General features: G+C 69.6%; 14 protein-coding genes. 10 read left to right on the top strand and 4 right to left on the bottom strand.

Going from position 1 to position 16,402, the window contains the following annotated elements; all coding sequences use genetic code 11:
• Positions 1–27: 27 nt before the first annotated feature.
• The 10 genes from LOK44_RS23640 to LOK44_RS23595 all read left to right on the top strand — a co-directional run bounded on the left by LOK44_RS23640 (position 28) and on the right by LOK44_RS23595 (position 12,034).
• The gene (locus LOK44_RS23640; RefSeq protein WP_237572521.1) at positions 28–861 is read left to right on the top strand and encodes an ABC transporter ATP-binding protein; all 834 of its coding nucleotides are present in this window, start codon (positions 28–30) and stop codon (positions 859–861) included.
• Entirely contained in the window at positions 858–1,709 is an 852-nt protein-coding gene (locus tag LOK44_RS23635; RefSeq protein WP_237572520.1) for an ABC transporter permease, read from the top strand. Before LOK44_RS23640 ends, LOK44_RS23635 begins: the two co-directional genes overlap by 4 nt.
• Entirely contained in the window at positions 1,706–2,509 is an 804-nt protein-coding gene (locus LOK44_RS23630) for an ABC transporter permease (RefSeq protein ID WP_237572519.1), read from the top strand. The genes LOK44_RS23635 and LOK44_RS23630 overlap by 4 nt, the downstream gene beginning before the upstream one ends.
• The gene (locus LOK44_RS23625; RefSeq protein ID WP_237572518.1) at positions 2,509–4,854 is read left to right on the top strand and encodes a xanthine dehydrogenase family protein molybdopterin-binding subunit; all 2,346 of its coding nucleotides are present in this window, start codon (positions 2,509–2,511) and stop codon (positions 4,852–4,854) included. The genes LOK44_RS23630 and LOK44_RS23625 overlap by 1 nt, the downstream gene beginning before the upstream one ends.
• Complete coding sequence (locus tag LOK44_RS23620) at positions 4,851–5,732, top strand: FAD binding domain-containing protein (protein ID WP_237572517.1); 882 nt, start codon at positions 4,851–4,853, stop codon at positions 5,730–5,732. The genes LOK44_RS23625 and LOK44_RS23620 overlap by 4 nt, the downstream gene beginning before the upstream one ends.
• Positions 5,722–6,240, top strand: a complete 519-nt coding sequence (locus LOK44_RS23615) for a (2Fe-2S)-binding protein (protein ID WP_237572516.1) — start codon at positions 5,722–5,724, stop codon at positions 6,238–6,240. The genes LOK44_RS23620 and LOK44_RS23615 overlap by 11 nt, the downstream gene beginning before the upstream one ends.
• Before the next feature lie 79 nt (positions 6,241–6,319).
• A complete protein-coding gene (locus tag LOK44_RS23610; RefSeq protein ID WP_237572515.1) occupies positions 6,320–7,309 on the top strand; it encodes an FUSC family protein in 990 nt (329 codons plus the stop codon).
• A gap of 31 nt (positions 7,310–7,340) precedes the next feature.
• Positions 7,341–8,576, top strand: coding sequence for an amidohydrolase family protein (locus LOK44_RS23605; protein ID WP_237572514.1), 1,236 nt, complete (start codon positions 7,341–7,343; stop codon positions 8,574–8,576).
• Between the two features lie 37 nt (positions 8,577–8,613).
• On the top strand, positions 8,614–9,822 hold the full coding sequence (locus LOK44_RS23600) for an acyl-CoA dehydrogenase family protein (RefSeq protein ID WP_237572513.1): 1,209 nt from the start codon (positions 8,614–8,616) through the stop codon (positions 9,820–9,822).
• Positions 9,823–9,910: 88 nt separating this feature from the next.
• Positions 9,911–12,034: a thiamine pyrophosphate-dependent enzyme gene (locus LOK44_RS23595; protein WP_372481304.1), complete on the top strand. Its 2,124-nt coding sequence runs from the start codon at positions 9,911–9,913 to the stop codon at positions 12,032–12,034.
• A gap of 19 nt (positions 12,035–12,053) precedes the next feature.
• On the opposite strand, the gene LOK44_RS23590 is transcribed toward LOK44_RS23595, so the two are convergent.
• The 4 genes from LOK44_RS23590 to LOK44_RS23575 form a co-directional block, all read right to left on the bottom strand.
• Entirely contained in the window at positions 12,054–12,926 is an 873-nt protein-coding gene (locus tag LOK44_RS23590) for an SAM-dependent methyltransferase (protein WP_237572511.1), read from the bottom strand.
• Between the two features lie 30 nt (positions 12,927–12,956).
• Positions 12,957–13,787 (bottom strand): mycofactocin-coupled SDR family oxidoreductase, encoded by an 831-nt coding sequence (locus LOK44_RS23585; protein WP_237572510.1) that lies wholly within the window; start codon positions 13,785–13,787, stop codon positions 12,957–12,959.
• Position 13,788: 1 nt separating this feature from the next.
• Positions 13,789–14,103: a putative quinol monooxygenase gene (locus tag LOK44_RS23580; protein WP_237572509.1), complete on the bottom strand. Its 315-nt coding sequence runs from the start codon at positions 14,101–14,103 to the stop codon at positions 13,789–13,791.
• A 91-nt stretch (positions 14,104–14,194) separates the two neighbouring features.
• Positions 14,195–16,354, bottom strand: a complete 2,160-nt coding sequence (locus tag LOK44_RS23575; RefSeq protein WP_283817907.1) for a SulP family inorganic anion transporter — start codon at positions 16,352–16,354, stop codon at positions 14,195–14,197.
• Positions 16,355–16,402 lie beyond the last annotated feature (48 nt).

Below are 16,402 nucleotides of genomic sequence, written 5' to 3'. Positions count from 1 at the left end.
GACACACCGATCCCGAGAGGTGAACCCGTGAACTCCCAAGGCATCGAGATGGCCGGAGTGTCAGTGGTATTCGACACGCCCGAGCGCAAGGTCACTGCGGTAACCGGCATCGACCAGACCGTTCCCCACTCGAGTTTCGTGTCGATCGTCGGACCGAGTGGGTGCGGCAAGTCCACGCTGCTGGCCGTCGTGTCGGGCCTGCAGAAGGCGACCACCGGCTCGGTCAGCGTGGCAGGCAAGCCGGTCACCGGGCCCGACCCCAAGATCGGCGTGGTGTTCCAGGAGGACTCGACGCTGCCGTGGCGCACCGTCGAGGAGAACGTCGCGTTCGCGATGGAGATGATCGGGACCCCGAAGGCGACGCGCAAGCAACGCGCCCAGGACACCATCGAACTGGTGGGGCTCGGCGGCTTCGAGAAGTCCTACCCCTCGATGCTCTCGGGTGGCATGCGGCAACGCGTCGCGCTCGCCCGCACGCTCGCCGTGCAACCCGAGGTGGTCCTGATGGACGAGCCGTTCGCGGCGCTCGATCAGCAGACCCGGCTGTTCCTCGGCGCCGAGGTCCGCCAGATCTGGGCCCGCACCAAGCAGACGATCATGTTCGTCACCCACGACATCTCCGAGGCGATCCTGCTCTCGCAGCAGGTGTGGGTGATGTCCTACCGTCCGGGCACGATCATCGACGTGGTCGACATCGACCTGCCCGCCGAGCGCGACGCGGGCGTGGTCTCGACGCCGCGGTTCAACGAACTGCACAACCGCATCTGGGGTTCGTTGCAGGCCGAGTCGATGCGCGGCTTCAAGCAGCAGGAGACGGGCGAGACACCCGCGGAGCGCGAGGACGAGGTGGCGGCGACGTGACCGCGTCCATCACCGCCACCGACGATCCACCCATGCAGACCACGCCCCCGCAGGCCGCGACGCCCGAGCCGACGCCGCGCAAGCGCAGGTTCGGCGACCTGGCGGTCGGCATGGGCTCCACCATCGGGCTGGTGCTGCTGTTCACCGCCCTGGCCGAGATCGGCTCCCGCGCAGGCTGGTGGACTGACGCCGTGCTGCCCGCACCGTCGGTGATCTTCGAAGCCCTCGGCCGCCTGCTCACCGAGCCGCAGTTCTGGCTCGACGCACAGCGCACCGGCGTCGAGGTGTCGCTGTCGATCCTGTTCGGGTGCTTCCTCGGTTTCGTTGCGGGCCTGCTGTTCTGGAAGGTGCCACTGCTGGGCCGGGTGTTCGAGCCCTACCTGGTGTCGTTCTACGCCGTGCCGCTCGTGCTGTTCTACCCGGTGATGATCGTGCTGGTCGGCATCAACGCGATGTCCGTCATCATCCTGGCGACGATCATGGCCGCGATCCCGATGGCACTGAACACCGCGGTCGGGCTGAACCAGATGCCGCCGGTGTACCTGAAACTCGCGCGCTCGCTGCGTGCGTCACCCCGGCAGACCCTGTTCGCCATCGCGATCCCGGCCGCGGGACCGTACATCGTCGCCGGGTTGCGCCTGGCCGTGGTCTACGCGCTGATCGGCACGATCGCGATGGAGTTCACCACGGCCCAGGCCGGTCTGGGCTACCGGATCCGGTACCTGTACGAGATCTTCGACAACACCCAGATGTTCGCCTACATCGTGGTGGTCCTGCTGCTGTCGTGCCTGCTGACGCTCGTCCTGGCAGCCGTCGAACGGCTCCTGCTGCGAGGGAGGAACTCGTGACCGCGACACTTCCGCAGACGCCACATACCCCGGAGACCACCGCGGCACCGGCCCCTCGGCGCCTCACCCTGCGCCGGGTGCTCGGCAGCCAGCTCTTCGGCGCGTCCGCATTGGCGGTTCTGGTCCTCGTCGCCTGGGAGGTGATGTCCGGCCTGACGTTCGTGATCCCGTCGCCGCTGCAAACCCTCACCGTGCTCGTCGAGAACCTGTCCGATCCGGCGTACCTGTTCGATCTGAGGGTGACGGCGCAATCGGTGCTGATGGCCTTCGTCATCGGCACGGCCGTCGGTGGCGCAACCGGTTTGGCGCTCGGCCTGTCCCGCCGGTTGCGGACCATCTTCGAGCCGCTGATCATCATGCTCAACGGCATCCCGAAGATCGTGCTCTACCCGGTACTCCTGCCGATCTTCAGCCTGTCCGGCTCCAAGGTCGTCATGGGTGTGCTCTTCGCACTGTTCCCCGTGCTCGTCAACGTCTCCACCGGGGTGCAGGAGATCCCCAAGGTGTACTGGAAACTCGCCCGCTCGGTGCAGGCCAACGCGTGGCAGACGTTGGTGCACATCATCTTCCCCGCCATCCGCAGGCCGATGCTGACCGGTGTGCGGCTGGCCGTCAGCCTCGCGGTCGTCGGCGTGGTGCTCTCGGAGTTCTTCGCCACCCGACGCGGTCTGGGCCGCGTCGTCCTGCAGGCCTACAGTCACGGCGACTACCCGTCGATGGTGGCCACCATCATGCTGCTGATCACCATCTCCTTCGGGATCTCGATTGCGCTGTGGCAGTGGGAGAAACGGCTCCATTGATGTCCCCATCGCCCGAGCCGGGTGCCGCCCGCGGATGGGTCGGCACCTCGGTGCGGCGCCGGGAGGACGACCGGATGCTCGGCGGGAACGGACGGTTCCTCGCCGACCACTCGGCAGGCGCCGCACACGTCGTGTTCGTCCGCTCCACCCAGGCCCACGCCACGATCGATCGCGTCGACACGACGGCAGCGCAGGCATCGCCGGGCGTGCACGGCGTGTTCCTCGCCGCCGACCTCGGGCTCACCGACACCCCGATCCCGGCGCTGACCATCCCGGACCCCGACTTCACCGCCGCCACGTCGCTGACGCTCGCCGAGCAGCGCCTGCCAATCCTGGCCTGCGACACCGTGTATTACGTGGGTCAGCCGATCGCCGTCGTCATCGCGGACGACCGGTACCTGGCCGAGGACGCCGCCGAGCACGTCGAGGTGTCGTACCGGCCGCTGCCCCCGGTCGTGGACGCCGAAGAGGCCCTGCAGCCGACCAGTCCCGTGCTCTTCGATCACCTCGACGACAACGAGGCCGCCAGTCTGGAGTACGCATTCGGCGACCCCGAGGCCGCCTTCGCGGCCGCGCACCAGGTGGTGGAGGGGACCTACCGGATGGAGCGGCACGGCGCCGTCCCACTCGAATGCCGCGGTGTGCTTGCCGATTACGACCCGGCGCGGCAGCGGGTCGACGTCACGACGTCGACCCAGGTACCGCACATGGTGCGCAACGCGATCTGCGCGGTCACGGGCTGGACGCGCGAGGACGTCAAGGTCTCCGTACCCGACGTCGGTGGCGGGTTCGGCACGAAGGCCAACGTCTACGGCGAGGAAGTGGTGCTCGCCGTGCTTGCACGCCACACCGCCCGCAGGCTCATCTGGACCGAGGACCGCCAGGAACACCTCGTCGCGAGCGCCCAGGCGCGCGACCAGCTGCACCGGGCCCGGCTCGCCGTCGACGCCGACGGCCGGATCCTGGCCTGGGAGGACGACTTCGTCGTCGACATCGGCGCAGGCAGCCTGTGGGTGTCCGGCATCGTCGCCAACACCGCCATCCACCTCATGGGTCCGTACCGGATCCCCGCCGTGCACGTCAGCGGCCGCGCTGCCATGACCAACAAGACCCTCGTCGCGCAGTACCGGGGCGCCGGCCGGCCCGAGGCCACCTTCGCACTCGAGCGCAGCCTCGATGCGGCCGCCGCGGCGCTGGGGCTGTCGGTCGCGGAGATCCGGCGACGCAACCTCCTCACCGCGGACGACATGCCCTACGCGCGGCCGATCCCATATCGCGACGGCGTGCCGATCGCGTTCGACGGCGGCGACTACCTCGCGTGCCTCGAGTCGGCGGTTCGGGCGCTACCGGCCACCGAGGTCGAGCGCTGCGCTGCCGAACATCCCGACCACCGCATCGGGTACGGGCTCTCGTCGTACCTGGAGGCGACGGGCCGGGGCCCGCACGAGACCGCCCGGATGCGGCTGCGCTCCGACGGCCGGTTCGAGGTTACGGCGGGCGCGGCGTCCGCGGGCCAGGGGCACGAGACCGTCTTCGCGCAGGTGGCCGCCGATGCCCTCGGCGTGCCGCTGGGGCAGGTGCGTTACCGGCCCGCCGACACCGAACGGCTGCCCGACGGCGTCGGCACGTTCGCCAGCAGGTCGGCCATCCTGGCAGGCTCCGCGGTGCACCAGGCCGCAGGCGAACTGATCGACATGGCCTCGCGCCGCGCCGCCGCACTCCTGGGCCTCGACACCGAGGCGGACGTCGTCGACTACGCCGCCGGACGTTTCCACGCGGGCGCCCGGACGGTGGACTGGGCCGACCTGGCCGCCGCGCTGTGCGTGGGCGGCGCCGATGAAGGCGGACCCGCGCTCGACGTCAGCACCGTGTTCCGCGTCCCGACTGTGACGTGGACGATGGGGGTCCACGCGGTCATCCTCGGCGTGCACCGCCGCACCGGCATCGTGAAGGTGTTGCGCTACGCGGTGTCTCACGAGGGCGGCCGCGAGATCAACCCGCGCATCGTCGAGGGCCAGATCGTCGGCGGCGTCGCCCAGGGCATCGGCGGCGCGCTGTTCGAGGCGTGGCGCTACTCGCCGACCGGTGAACCGACGTCCACGACCTTCGCCGCCTACCACCTGCCGCTGACCACCGACGTGCCGAACGTCGTCGTCAACCACCTCCACGTCGACACCCCGGCCAATCCGATCGGCGTCCGCGGCGCGGGGGAGAGCGGCACCATCGCGGTGTACTCGGCGATCGCAAGCGCCGTGGACGACGCGGTGGGACGTGGCCTCCACGTGGCGACGACGCCGATCCACAGCGGCGACCTGTGCCGGGCGATGACGGGGGCTCCTGCGTGAAGCCCGCCGAATTCGTCTATCACAGGCCCAAATCCGTCGCCGATGCACTGCGCCTGCTGGCCGAGGACCCCGACGCGAAACTGCTCGCGGGCGGGCAGTCCCTGTTGACGCTGATGAATCTGCGGCTCGCGCGGCCCTCGGCGATCATCGACGTCGGCAGGCTCACCGAGTTGAGCCGCATCTTCGACGACACCGACGATCTGATCCTCGGCGCGCTGGTGACCCACCGCACGGTGGAGGTCGACCCGTTGATTGCCGCGCGCGCACCGCTGCTGTCCGACGCGGCGCGCTACATCGGTCACGTCGGCATCCGCAACCGCGGCACCATCGGCGGCTCCATCGCCCATGCCGACCCCGCCGCCGAGATGCCTTTGGCGACACTGGTACTCGGCGCGACGTTCTACGTCGATTCCCTGGCCAGGGGCAGGCGCGAGGTGCCTGCCGACGAGATGTTCGTGTCGTTCTACACCAACGCGCTGGAACCCGACGAGATGGTCACCTGGATCTCCGTGCCCGCGATCCGGCCGGACCAGGGCTGGGGCTTCGTCGAGTACGCCCATCAGCACGGCGACTACGGGTTGGCGGGCGCGGGGTGCGTGATCACGCTGCGGCCCGACGGACGCATCGCGGCGCTGCGGGCGGCCGCTCTGAGCGTCGCGGACCGACCGCTGCGGTTCGTCGGCGACGACGCGGTGGGCATGATCCCCGACGATCGGCTCTTCGAGGACCTCGCCCGGGCCTGGACCCGGGACGTCGAACCGGCCGCCGACGACGCCGACTACGCCCGCCGGCTGTGCGCGACCGCACTGGCCGAGTCGATGGCCGAGGCGACTCGGCGTGCCACCGCCGTTGGAGGGGAGTCCCACCTTGTCCGCTGAAACCGGAACCCAGGCGCACGTGACGATCACGGTGACGGTCAACGGCAGGTCGGTATCCCGGTCGGTGCCGCCGCGACGCGTCCTCGCCGACTTCCTGCGCGACGATCTCGGCCTCACCGGAACGCATCTCGGTTGTGAGCACGGTGTGTGCGGAGCGTGCACGGTGTTCGTCGACGGACGGTCCGCACGGGCCTGCCTGACGCTGGCCGTCCAGGTCGACGGGATGCGCGTCGACACCGTCGAGGGACTCGACCAGTTCGAGGAGTCGGCCCGGCTGCGCAAGGCGTTCTCCGAGCGCGGCGGCCTGCAGTGCGGGTTTTGCACCCCTGGCTTCCTGGTCAGCGCAGTGGAGTTGCTTCGCGACCCCGACGCCGAGAAGCCGCTCACCGCCGACTCGGTGCGAGAGGCGTTGTCGGGCAACATCTGCCGGTGCACCGGGTATCAGGGCATCGTGGCGGCGGTCCTCGATGCCGCGGCGCCCCCGGACAGCGGGGACAGTGCCGATTGACGACGGTGGGTCCGCCGTGTCGTCACCACGCCGGCGGGTTCGGGAACTGCTGCGCCCCGTCGGTCGCAGCAGGTGGGGGATGGCAGCATGCCTCGCGCTGGCCCTCGGGGCGATCCTCGCGGTGGCCGCCGCACTGGAGCGCGGGGAGACCGGATCGGCGGTGGCACTGGGCTTCGTGCTGACCGCCGTGCCGTCGCTCCCGCAGGCGTGGCGGCAGGCGGTCGCCGTCATGGCCATCAGGTCCGTGGCGGTGCTCCTCGGCGCCGGAGCCGCCGTGCTCGCCGTCGACCACCCGGTCGCCCTCGGCGTGGCGACCGTGACGGCCGCGGTCGTCGGCGCGTTCGCGAGCAGGGTCGGACCGACGGCAGGGCTGGCGGTCGTGCTGGTCGCCGTGGACGTGTCGCACGGCGCCGGGGCGCAACGGGTCCCGGTCGCCGCGCTGCTGTCCTACGCAGCCGGGGCCGCGCTGGTCGTGGTGGCCTGGACGGTGTGGTTCGTGGGCTCCCGGGTAGTGCGGTCCGCTGCTGGCTCGGAGCAGGCAGGCGCGGCAACGCCGGGCCAGGCGGTTCCGAGGGACACGGGCGGGCACGCCGTCCGGGTTGGCGTCGCGGTCGCAGTCGCCGCCCTGCTCGCGGGTCTGCTACCCGACGATCTGGTGGGGGGTCACTGGCTGGTGACCAGCGTGCTGCTGACCGTGCAACCCACCGCGGCGGACACCGGAATGCGGCTGGCGCAGCGGCTTTCGGGCAACGCCGTGGGTGCGCTGATCGCCGCGGTCCTGCTGGGCGCGCGTCCCGGTTTCGTCGTGATCGCCGCCGCGACGGTGGTGCTGTTCACGCTGGCGATGGCACTGCGGCCGGTGAACTACACGTGGTGGGCGGTGACGGGACCGCCCGTCCTACTGGTCATCAGCGAGTATCCGGCGCTGTTCCCCTGGTACGAGGGCGGCGTGCGCCTGCTCATGAATTTGGCGGGCGCCGCGATCGTGGTCGCGGTGGTGTTCGGGCCATTGCTGCTGGGACGGTGCACCTCTCGAGACCGGCTTCCGCGAGAACGCGAATTCGGATAGTGTATACAAAATCCAAACAAGGAGGAGTCAGGTGAGTTCGCTGCTCGTGGAGGACATCGGCCTCCTGGTGCACGGCGACCGGTCGATGGCGCCGATCCGCGACACCACGCTGCTCATCGAGGACGGTCTGATCGCAGCGATCGGCACCGGTGGCGACGACGCCGACGGCGTCCTGTCGGCGAACGGGCTCACCGTGATGCCGGGCTTGGTCGACGGCCACGTCCACCCCACCTTCGGTGAGTGGACACCGGCTCAGAACGCCGTCGGGTGGATCCACAACTACCTGCATGGCGGCACCACCTCGATGGTCTCGGCCGGCGAACTGCACATCCCCGGTCTGGCGTTCGACGCCCTCACCCCCGAACTCGTGTTGAGCATTGCGATCACCAGCAAGCACACCACCGGACGCATGCGGCCGTCGGGAGTCAAGGTCGATGCAGGCACCGTCCTGCTGGTTCCGGGCATGACCGAGGAGCACTTCGACCGTGCGCACCGCGAGGGGATCGACCAGCTCAAGTTCATCTTCTACGACTGGAACCGACTCGGCGACGGTGAGGCCCAGCGCTACGTTCGGTGGGCGCACGAACGCCGCATGACCGTCAAGATGCACTCCGGCGGAGTGTCGCGATCGGGTTCGAGCCGCGTGGCCGGTGCCGACGTGGTCATGGCAGTGAGACCCGATGTGGTGGGGCATATCTCGGGTGGGCCGATCCCACCGCCGGACTCGGACATCAAGGCGATCATCGCAGGCCTGCCCGATACGTACGTCGAGGTGTGCAGTTCGAACAACTACCGGGCCACCACGGTGGTGGTCGACGAGCTGACCCGGCATGGTCGGCTCGACCGGCTGACGCTGGGCACCGACACACCCGGAGGCACCGGGGTCATCCCGCGCGGCATGCTGCGCAACGTGTGCTTCATCGCCTCGGTGTGCGGCATGGATCCGGTGTCGGCCGTTGCCGCCGCCACCGGTCAGACCGCTCGCGCACACGGGCTGCGCACGGGCGTGATTGCCGAAGGCATGCCCGCCGACCTGCTGGTGCTCGGTCCCATCACGGGATCGACGGCGACCGACGCCCTGGAATGCTTCGCCCTCGGCGATCTGCCCGGCATCGCTTCGGTGCTGGTCGACGGAGTTCCGCTGGTCGCCACTCGCAGCGAGCAGACACCGCCCCCGAGCCGGTCGGTGACGTGGCGCGGCGCAGTACGACGTCGCGAGCAGAACCGACCGACCCCGGCCGGGGCGCACGCCTCCGGCTGCTGCTGACACCTACCATCCGGCCCCCGATAGATCAGGAGTTCCCATGTCCACGAGGCCTTCTCGGCACACGCCTTCCCAAAACGCCGGACCCACCACGCCGGACGTCCTGCTCCGGGTCGACAGCCTGCTCGACGACGAGGAGCGCCAGATCCGGGATACCGTGCGCGCGCTGGTCAAGAGTCGCATCGCACCCGACATCGCCTCCTGGTACGAGAAGGGTGAACTGCCTGCCCGCGAACTGGCCGTCGAACTCGGCAGCCTGGGACTGCTCGGCATGCACCTTCGGGGCTACGGCTGCGCGGGCACGTCGGCAGTGGCGTACGGCCTGGCCTGCCTCGAACTCGAGGCAGGCGACTCCGGCATCCGATCGCTGGTCAGCGTGCAGGGGTCGTTGGCCATGTTCGCGCTGCACGCGTTCGGCAGCGAGGAGCAGAAGCAGCACTGGCTGCCGGAGATGGCGGCGGGCCGCAAGATCGGGTGCTTCGGGCTGACCGAACCTGACTTCGGCTCCGATCCGGCCGGGATGCGCACCCGCGCAGTCCGATCCGGCGACGACTGGGTGCTCAACGGCACGAAGACCTGGATCACAAACGGATCGGTCGCCGACGTCGCGATCGTGTGGGCGCGCACCGAGGACGGCATCAGGGGCTTCGCCGTCCCCACCGACACGCCGGGCTTCACCGCCCGCACCATCACCTCGAAGATGTCGCTGCGCGCTTCGGTCACCAGTGAACTGGTGCTCGAGGACGTGCGGCTGCCCGAGAGCGCCCGCCTGCCGGGGGCCACCAGTCTGCGCGCACCGCTGAGCTGTCTCAACGAGGCCAGGTTCGGCATCGTCTTCGGCTCCGTCGGCGCTGCGAGGGACTGCCTGGAGACCGCGCTGAGCTATGCGCAGTCGCGCATGCAGTTCGACCGGCCGATCGGCGGATTCCAGCTCACGCAGCAGAAACTGGCCGACATGACGCTGGAGTACGGCAAGGCGTTCCTGCTGGCCATACACCTCGGCCGGGCCAAGGACGGCGACGGACTCCGCCCCGAGCAGGTGAGCCTGGGCAAGCTCAACAACGTCCGCGAAGCGATCGCGATCGCGCGCACCGCGCGGACCATCCTGGGTGCGAGCGGCATCACCGGCGAGTACCCGGTGATGCGGCACGCCAACAACCTGGAATCGGTGTTGACCTACGAGGGCACCAGTGAGATGCATACCCTGGTCATCGGGCAGGCGCTCACCGGCACCGCCGCGTTCCGCTGACGGGTCGGGTCGGGCAGGGAAGGCACGGTAGAGCACGGTGGCCGAATCGATCGACGAGTACTTCACCGCGACCATCTCGGCACTGACGGTGCCGGATGATCCGAAACCCGAACTGCTACGCGGTTTCTCGCCGTCGCAGTGCCTCGGGGTCTTCGACGCACAGCTGGGCAGCAGACACCTCGACCTGGCCGCACGGTGGCTACGGTCACGGGGCAAGGGCTTCTACACGATCGGTTCGGCGGGCCACGAGAGCAACGCGGGCGTCGCGGCGGCGCTGCGACCCACCGACCCCGCGCTGCTGCACTACCGCTCCGGCGGCTTCTTCCTCGCCCGGGCGGCCCAGGCCGACGGCAGCGACCCGCTGCGCGACGTCCTGCTCGGGCTGGTGGCCGCCACCGAGGAACCGATCTCCGGTGGCAGACATAAGGTGTTCGGCCGCCACGACCTCAACGTGATCCCTCAGACCTCGACCATCGCCTCCCATCTGCCGAGGGCGCTCGGCGTGGCCTTCTCGATCGCCAGGGCGCGCAAGCTCGGCGTCGAGAGCGCCTGGCCCACCGATGCGCTCGCGGTGTGCAGTTTCGGGGACGCCTCGGCCAACCACTCGACCGCGGTCGGCGCCATCAACGCTGCGATGCACACGGCCTATCAGGGTCTGCCGATGCCGCTGCTGCTGGTGTGCGAGGACAACGGGATCGGCATCAGCACACGGACGCCGCAGGGTTGGATCGCGCGGACCTACGACGACCGCGAGGGACTGCGGTACTTCAGCGCCGACGGCCGTGATCTGCCGTCGGTGCTCGCCGTTGCCGGCGAGGCTGCGGCGTTCGTCCGCACGCACCGCAAGCCCGCGTTCCTGCACCTGCGCACCGTGCGCCTGATGGGGCACGCAGGATCGGACTACGAACCGGCGTACCGCAAGCCGGACGAGATTACGGCCGACTTCGCGCGAGACCCGTTGACCTGCACCGCCCAGCTGCTCGTCGCGGCGGGGGTCGTCGACCCTCGGCAGGTGCTCGACGCCTACGAGGCGAAGCGCACCCGTGTGCTCGAGATGGCGGCCGAGGTGGCAGAACTCGCCCAGCTCGACGAGCCCGCCGCGGTGATGGCGCCACTGCGCGAGAGCCTCGCCGACGCCGTCTCGGCCACCGAGGAGGCGGCCGCGGCGCCCCGGGACGACGCCACGGCCGGCGCCACGCCGGTCACCGTCGCCCAGGCGATCAACCGCGCGCTGGACGGGGTTTTGGCGGCGCACCCCGAGGCGCTGGTGTTCGGCGAGGACGTCGCACGCAAGGGCGGCGTCTACGGCGTGACGCGCGGCCTCCAGGCGCAGTACGGCACGGCGCGGGTGTTCGACACGCTGCTCGACGAGCAGTCGATCCTCGGCCTCGCCCTTGGCGCCGGGGTGTCGGGCCTGCTGCCCATCCCGGAGATCCAGTACCTGGCCTACCTGCACAACGCCGCCGACCAGATCCGCGGTGAGGCTGCGACCCTGCAGTTCTTCTCCAACCGGCAGTACCGCAACCCCATGGTCGTCCGCATCGCCGGGTACGGCTACCAGAAGGGGTTCGGCGGGCACTTCCACAACGACGACTCGATCACCGCCATCCGGGACATCCCCGGCGTGGTCGTCGCCTCACCGGCCCGCCCGGACGACGCTGCGGCGCTGCTGCATTCGTGCGTGATCGCCGCCAAGACGGCGGGCACCGTGTGCGTCTTCCTCGAGCCCATCGCGCTCTATCACAGCCGCGACCTCTACGACGACGGCGACGATCTGTGGCTCGCGCCCGACACCGGCGACGTGGCGCCGCTGGGCCGCGCCCGAACACACGGCGACGGCGGCGATCTCACCATCGTGACGTTCGGCAACGGGCTGCGGATGAGCCTGCGGGTGTCGCGCCGGTTGGCCGAACTCGGCATCTTCGCGCGCGTGGTCGACCTGCGCTGGCTCGCACCACTTCCGGTGCGCGACATCCTGTCCGAGGCGGAGGCAACCGGCCGCGTGCTGGTCGTCGACGAGACCCGCGAGAGTGGCGGCGTGAGCGAGGGTGTCGTGACCACGCTGATCGACCATGGCTACGCGGGCGGTCTGGCGCGGGTAGCGAGCCGCGACAGCTTCATCCCGCTGGGCGATGCGGCACTGGAGGTGCTGCTGTCCGAGGACACGATCACCGATGCCGCCATCAAGCTGGTGCGTTCGACGCAGCGGTGATCGGAACGAGGGTCCGGGTTCAGCGCTTCTCCGCGTACGCCGACCACTCGATCTCGGACGCGGGCAGGTCGCGCCCGGTGGGCCGAACGTACCGCTCGCGCAGTTCGTTCGGTCCCAGCTGTTCGATCAGCCGCCAGCCATAGCCCTCGAGGAAGTCCTCGGCGTCCTCGGGTGCCAGCCCGAACTTCCAGATCTGACGGCGCTGCCGGAACCGCCGGTACAGCGACGTGGCGCCGTAGAGGTCGTCGCCGGAGATGAAGTCGGCCCGGACGTAGGTGAGGTCGAGCCGGCTGCCCGCGGGTGCCCCGGCCAGTTGGGCGAACGTCGCCCGCACGGCCGACTCGGTGAGGTACTGGGTGACGCCCTCCCACACGAAGAAGGTGCGGGCGTCCGGAGGATAGCCGTGTGCGGCCAGCACGGCGAGGAGGTCGTCGCGCTCGAAGTCGATGGGCACCAGCACAACCGAGGGTGGCGGGCCACCGAGCACACGGGCGACGACGTCGCGCTTGCGCGCCACGTTGACCGGCAGGTCGACCTCGTACACCGGCACGTCGCTCACCCGGGCCGTCCGGTACGCCAGTGTGTCGAGACCTGCGCCGAGCACCACCACGGCGTCGACGTCGGCGAGCGCGTGCCGCAGATTGTCCTCGACGTAGCGCTTGCGGCACGTCAGGTTCGCCCACAGTCCTGGCCCGGAGCGCTCGGAGGCGCCGATCACGGCACGTCGAACCCGGGGCCACCTGGTCGCGGTGACGAGCAGCCGCAACGGCAGCGGCAGGAACGCCGCGGCGAGGTCGTCGTCGACCAGGCGGCGGTCCGCTCGCTCGTGCTGCTCGACTGCGGACAGCACGATGGGTCCGAATGCGGTGGCGGCCGCCGGGTTTCGCGACATCGTCGGCTCCTCCGGTCCTCCCGGTGAGGGTTAGCGCTTGTTCACGTAGCCGTCGTCGACGGGGAGTGCGACGCCGGTGATGTGCTTGCCCGTGTCGGACACCAGCCAGGCCACGGTCTCGGCGATGACCTCGGGTTCGACGGTCTCCATGTTCGCAGCGCCCGCCATGTTCTGCGAGCCCTCGGCGTCGCCGGTCATCTCGGCGAGCCACTGCCGGGTGAACTCGTTGTCGATCATCGGTGTGCGAACCCCGGCCGGATGTACCGAGTTGACCCGGATGTTCTGCGGAGACAACAGGTTCGCGTACGAACGCATCAGGCCCACGACCCCGTGCTTGGCCGCCGCGTAGCCGATGGAACCAGCGAACGGTGAGCCGAGGCCGACGAGGCCCATGACCGAGCTGATCAGCACGATCGCCCCGCCGTTGCCCGCCTTGATCATCGGGCGCATCGCGACGTCGACGGTGTGGTGCACACCGGTCAGGTTGACGTCGATCACGTCGTGCCAGGCGTTCTCGCCCGCCATCGGCGCGATTCCCGCATTGGCGATCACGATGTCCAGACGCCCACCGAGTTCGTCGACGCCGGACCGTAGCGCGTTCTTGAGCCCGGCACGGTCGCGTACGTCGGCGTGGGTGGCCACGATGCGGGCACCGGTGTCCTCGACCAGCTTGACCGTGGCGGCCATGTCGTCGGCCGTGGCCATCGGGTAGGGGACCGAGGCGATCTGGTCGCACAGGTCGACGGCGATGATGTCGGCGCCGTCGGACGCCAGTCGCACGGCGTGGGCGCGGCCCTGACCGCGGGCGGCGCCGGTGATGAAGGCGACCTTGCCCTTCAGTGGGCCGTCAGGCGCAGCCACGTCAGTTCCGGAGCTGACCCTTGGCGGGATCGCCGGCGACCACCGGCGCGAGCATCTTGATGTCCGGTGCGCCGTCGAGGTGTTCGCCGACCGCGCCGAACAGCGCGCCGATCGCGGGGGCGGTGCTGTGCGTCTTCAACGCCTCCTCGTCGGTCCACTGCTCGACGAAGACGAAGGTGCCGTTGGCCTCGTGCAGTGAGTACAACTCGCAACCCGGCTCGGAGTGCACCGCCTCGATGGCCTTGACGCACGCGTCCCGCACCGCGTCGACGGACTCGGGCTTGGCGGTCATGGTGGCGACGACGACGACTGGCATGGTGGCTCCTCGTGACTCTTCGATGAGTGATTCGGCGCACACACTACTGCGCCGCAGCTTAGGTCACCTCACTAACTGGCGACCTCGCCGATCACGTCGTCGCCGACTTCGCCGCACTGGCACCCCGCTGGTCGATCTCGGTGACCTCCTCGCCTCCGACGAGGTAGAGCCGCGCCGTCGCCAGGTCGAGGAACATGCCGACGACCGTCACCGATCCCTCGGCGATCCGCTCGGCGACCTGGGGGTGCCGCTGAACGGCCTGCACCTGGGTCGCGACGTTCACGACGCTCAACTGATCGGCACCGGTGAAGCCGGCCTCGGCGGCGGCACGTGCCACCGGGTGGTAGTCGCGGAACGCCGCGAGGCTCTCGGCCCCGTGGTCGAGCCACCGTTGCACCGATCCCCGCGCGGTGCCGTGCATCAGGTCGTGCATTGCGTCGCAGCCGGAGTGGCCGCAGATCGCGATCGTCCGTACCGACAACCGCTCCACCGCATAGCTCAGCGCCGACTCGACCGAGAGGTCACCGCCCACCAGGTTGCCCACGTTGCGGACGTTGAGCAGTTCCCCCGGCGCGCTGTCGGTGATCAGGTTCGGCAGGATCCGGGCGTCGGCACAGGTCACCAGCATCGTGTGCGGATCGTGGGAGGCATCGGCATCGGCCATCCGCAGCAGTGGGGCGAGACCGTTGTTGAAGCGGTCGACGCCTCCGGCGAACTGAGGCGGCAGGATCGACCGCAGTGCGGAGATCACCCGTCGGCCTTCGGTGTCACGGCGCGGCGGCCGGTCGTGGGCGAATTCCATTCGCGCCGTACCGGTTTCGGTCACCGTCACCTCGTCACCTATGTCGCGGCGCTGACGGATCCACTCCGTGAGGGTGTCCATCGCCGCGTGGTCCAGGTAGTCGACGTTGAGGTCGACGAACACCTCGGCACCCGGCGGGATGCTCGCCAGTGCCGCGGTCAGTCGCGGCAGGGCCAGGAAGCTGCACGATCCGGTGATCGCGACGTGCCAGCGGGTGGGGCCGTCGGTCTCGATGCGATCGGTCAGATCCTCGACGACGATCGACACCCGCACGATCCGCCACGCGGCGATCGCGATCGCGAGCACCAGTCCGATCATCACCCCCTCGAGGAGGTTGAGGAAGACGACGGCCGCCAGCGTGACGCAGTAGATGACCAATTCGCCGGTGCGGCGGGCCAGGTCGATGTGCGCGAGCTTGACCAATTGGATGCCGATGACGATGAGCAGCCCGGCCAGCGCGGCGTTGGGGATCATCTCGACGACGTTGACCCCGAACACCGAGAACAGCAGCAGCCATACGCCGTGCAGCGCCGCCGAGGCGCGGGTCTTGGCACCTGCCGAGACGTTGGCCGTGCTGCGGACGATCACGCCGGTGACGGGCAGACCGCCGAGCAGTCCTGAGCCGACGTTGGCGGTGCCTTGGCCGACGAGTTCCCTGTTGAAGTCGGTGCGCGGGCCGGTGTGCATCTTGTCGACGGCGGTCGCCGACAACAGGCTCTCGACGCTCGCGATGAGTGCGACGGTGAGCACGGCGATGGCGATCGCGCTCCAGGTGCCCTCCGGCATCTCGGGTAGTCCGATCGCGTCGATCACCGACTCGTCGAGCGTGATGCGGTCGGTGCTCAGGCCGGGCAGGTAGCTCACCGCCGTGGCCAGCACCACGGCGACCAGCGCCGCGGGCACCACCCGGACCGTTCGGGGGGCGAACCGCCAGAGCAGCATCACCGCGATGACCAGGCTGCCGACCAACACCTCCGACCACTGCGGTGCGGCCACCTGGCCGGGCAGTGCAGTCAGGTTCTCCCAGGCGTTGCTGCGTGGACCGCCGCCGAGCAGGACGTGCACCTGCTGCAGGGCGATGGTGATGCCGATGCCCGCGAGCATCGCGTGCACGACGATCGGCGCGATGGCCAGTGCTGCGCGCGCAATCCGGCTGAGCCCCAGCAGGATCTGCATGACCCCCGCGGCCGCGGTGATGGCGCACGTTGCCTTCCAACCGAATTGCGCGACGAGTTCGGCCACGACGACGGTGAGTCCCGCGGCGGGTCCGGAGACCTGAAGCGGCGACCCGCCGACGACCGCGCAGACGATGCCGCCGACGATCGCGGCGATCAGTCCGGCAACCACCGGTGCGCCGGATGCGACGGCGATGCCGATCGACAACGGCAGTGCGACAAGGAAAACGACGAGCGACGCTGGGACATCGTATCGAAAAACATTGCGTAACAATGGTTTAACATTGGCGAGATCGGTCGTCGCGTTCACCGTGTCGAGATT

Source organism: Mycolicibacterium lacusdiani, assembly GCF_021916785.1.
Lineage (GTDB): Bacteria > Actinomycetota > Actinomycetes > Mycobacteriales > Mycobacteriaceae > Mycobacterium > Mycobacterium lacusdiani.
This window is presented reverse-complemented; position numbering and strand designations above follow the sequence as displayed.

Excerpts from the sequence above, each read along its gene's own strand:
- LOK44_RS23610 (WP_237572515.1), top strand. The coding sequence starts at position 6,320 with ATGGCAGCATGCCTCGCGCTGGCCCTCGGGGCGATCCTCGCGGTGGCC.
- LOK44_RS23625 (WP_237572518.1), top strand. The coding sequence starts at position 2,509 with ATGTCCCCATCGCCCGAGCCGGGTGCCGCCCGCGGATGGGTCGGCACC.
- LOK44_RS23600 (WP_237572513.1), top strand. The coding sequence starts at position 8,614 with ATGTCCACGAGGCCTTCTCGGCACACGCCTTCCCAAAACGCCGGACCC.
- LOK44_RS23580 (WP_237572509.1), bottom strand. The coding sequence starts at position 14,103 with ATGCCAGTCGTCGTCGTCGCCACCATGACCGCCAAGCCCGAGTCCGTC.
- LOK44_RS23590 (WP_237572511.1), bottom strand. The coding sequence starts at position 12,926 with ATGTCGCGAAACCCGGCGGCCGCCACCGCATTCGGACCCATCGTGCTG.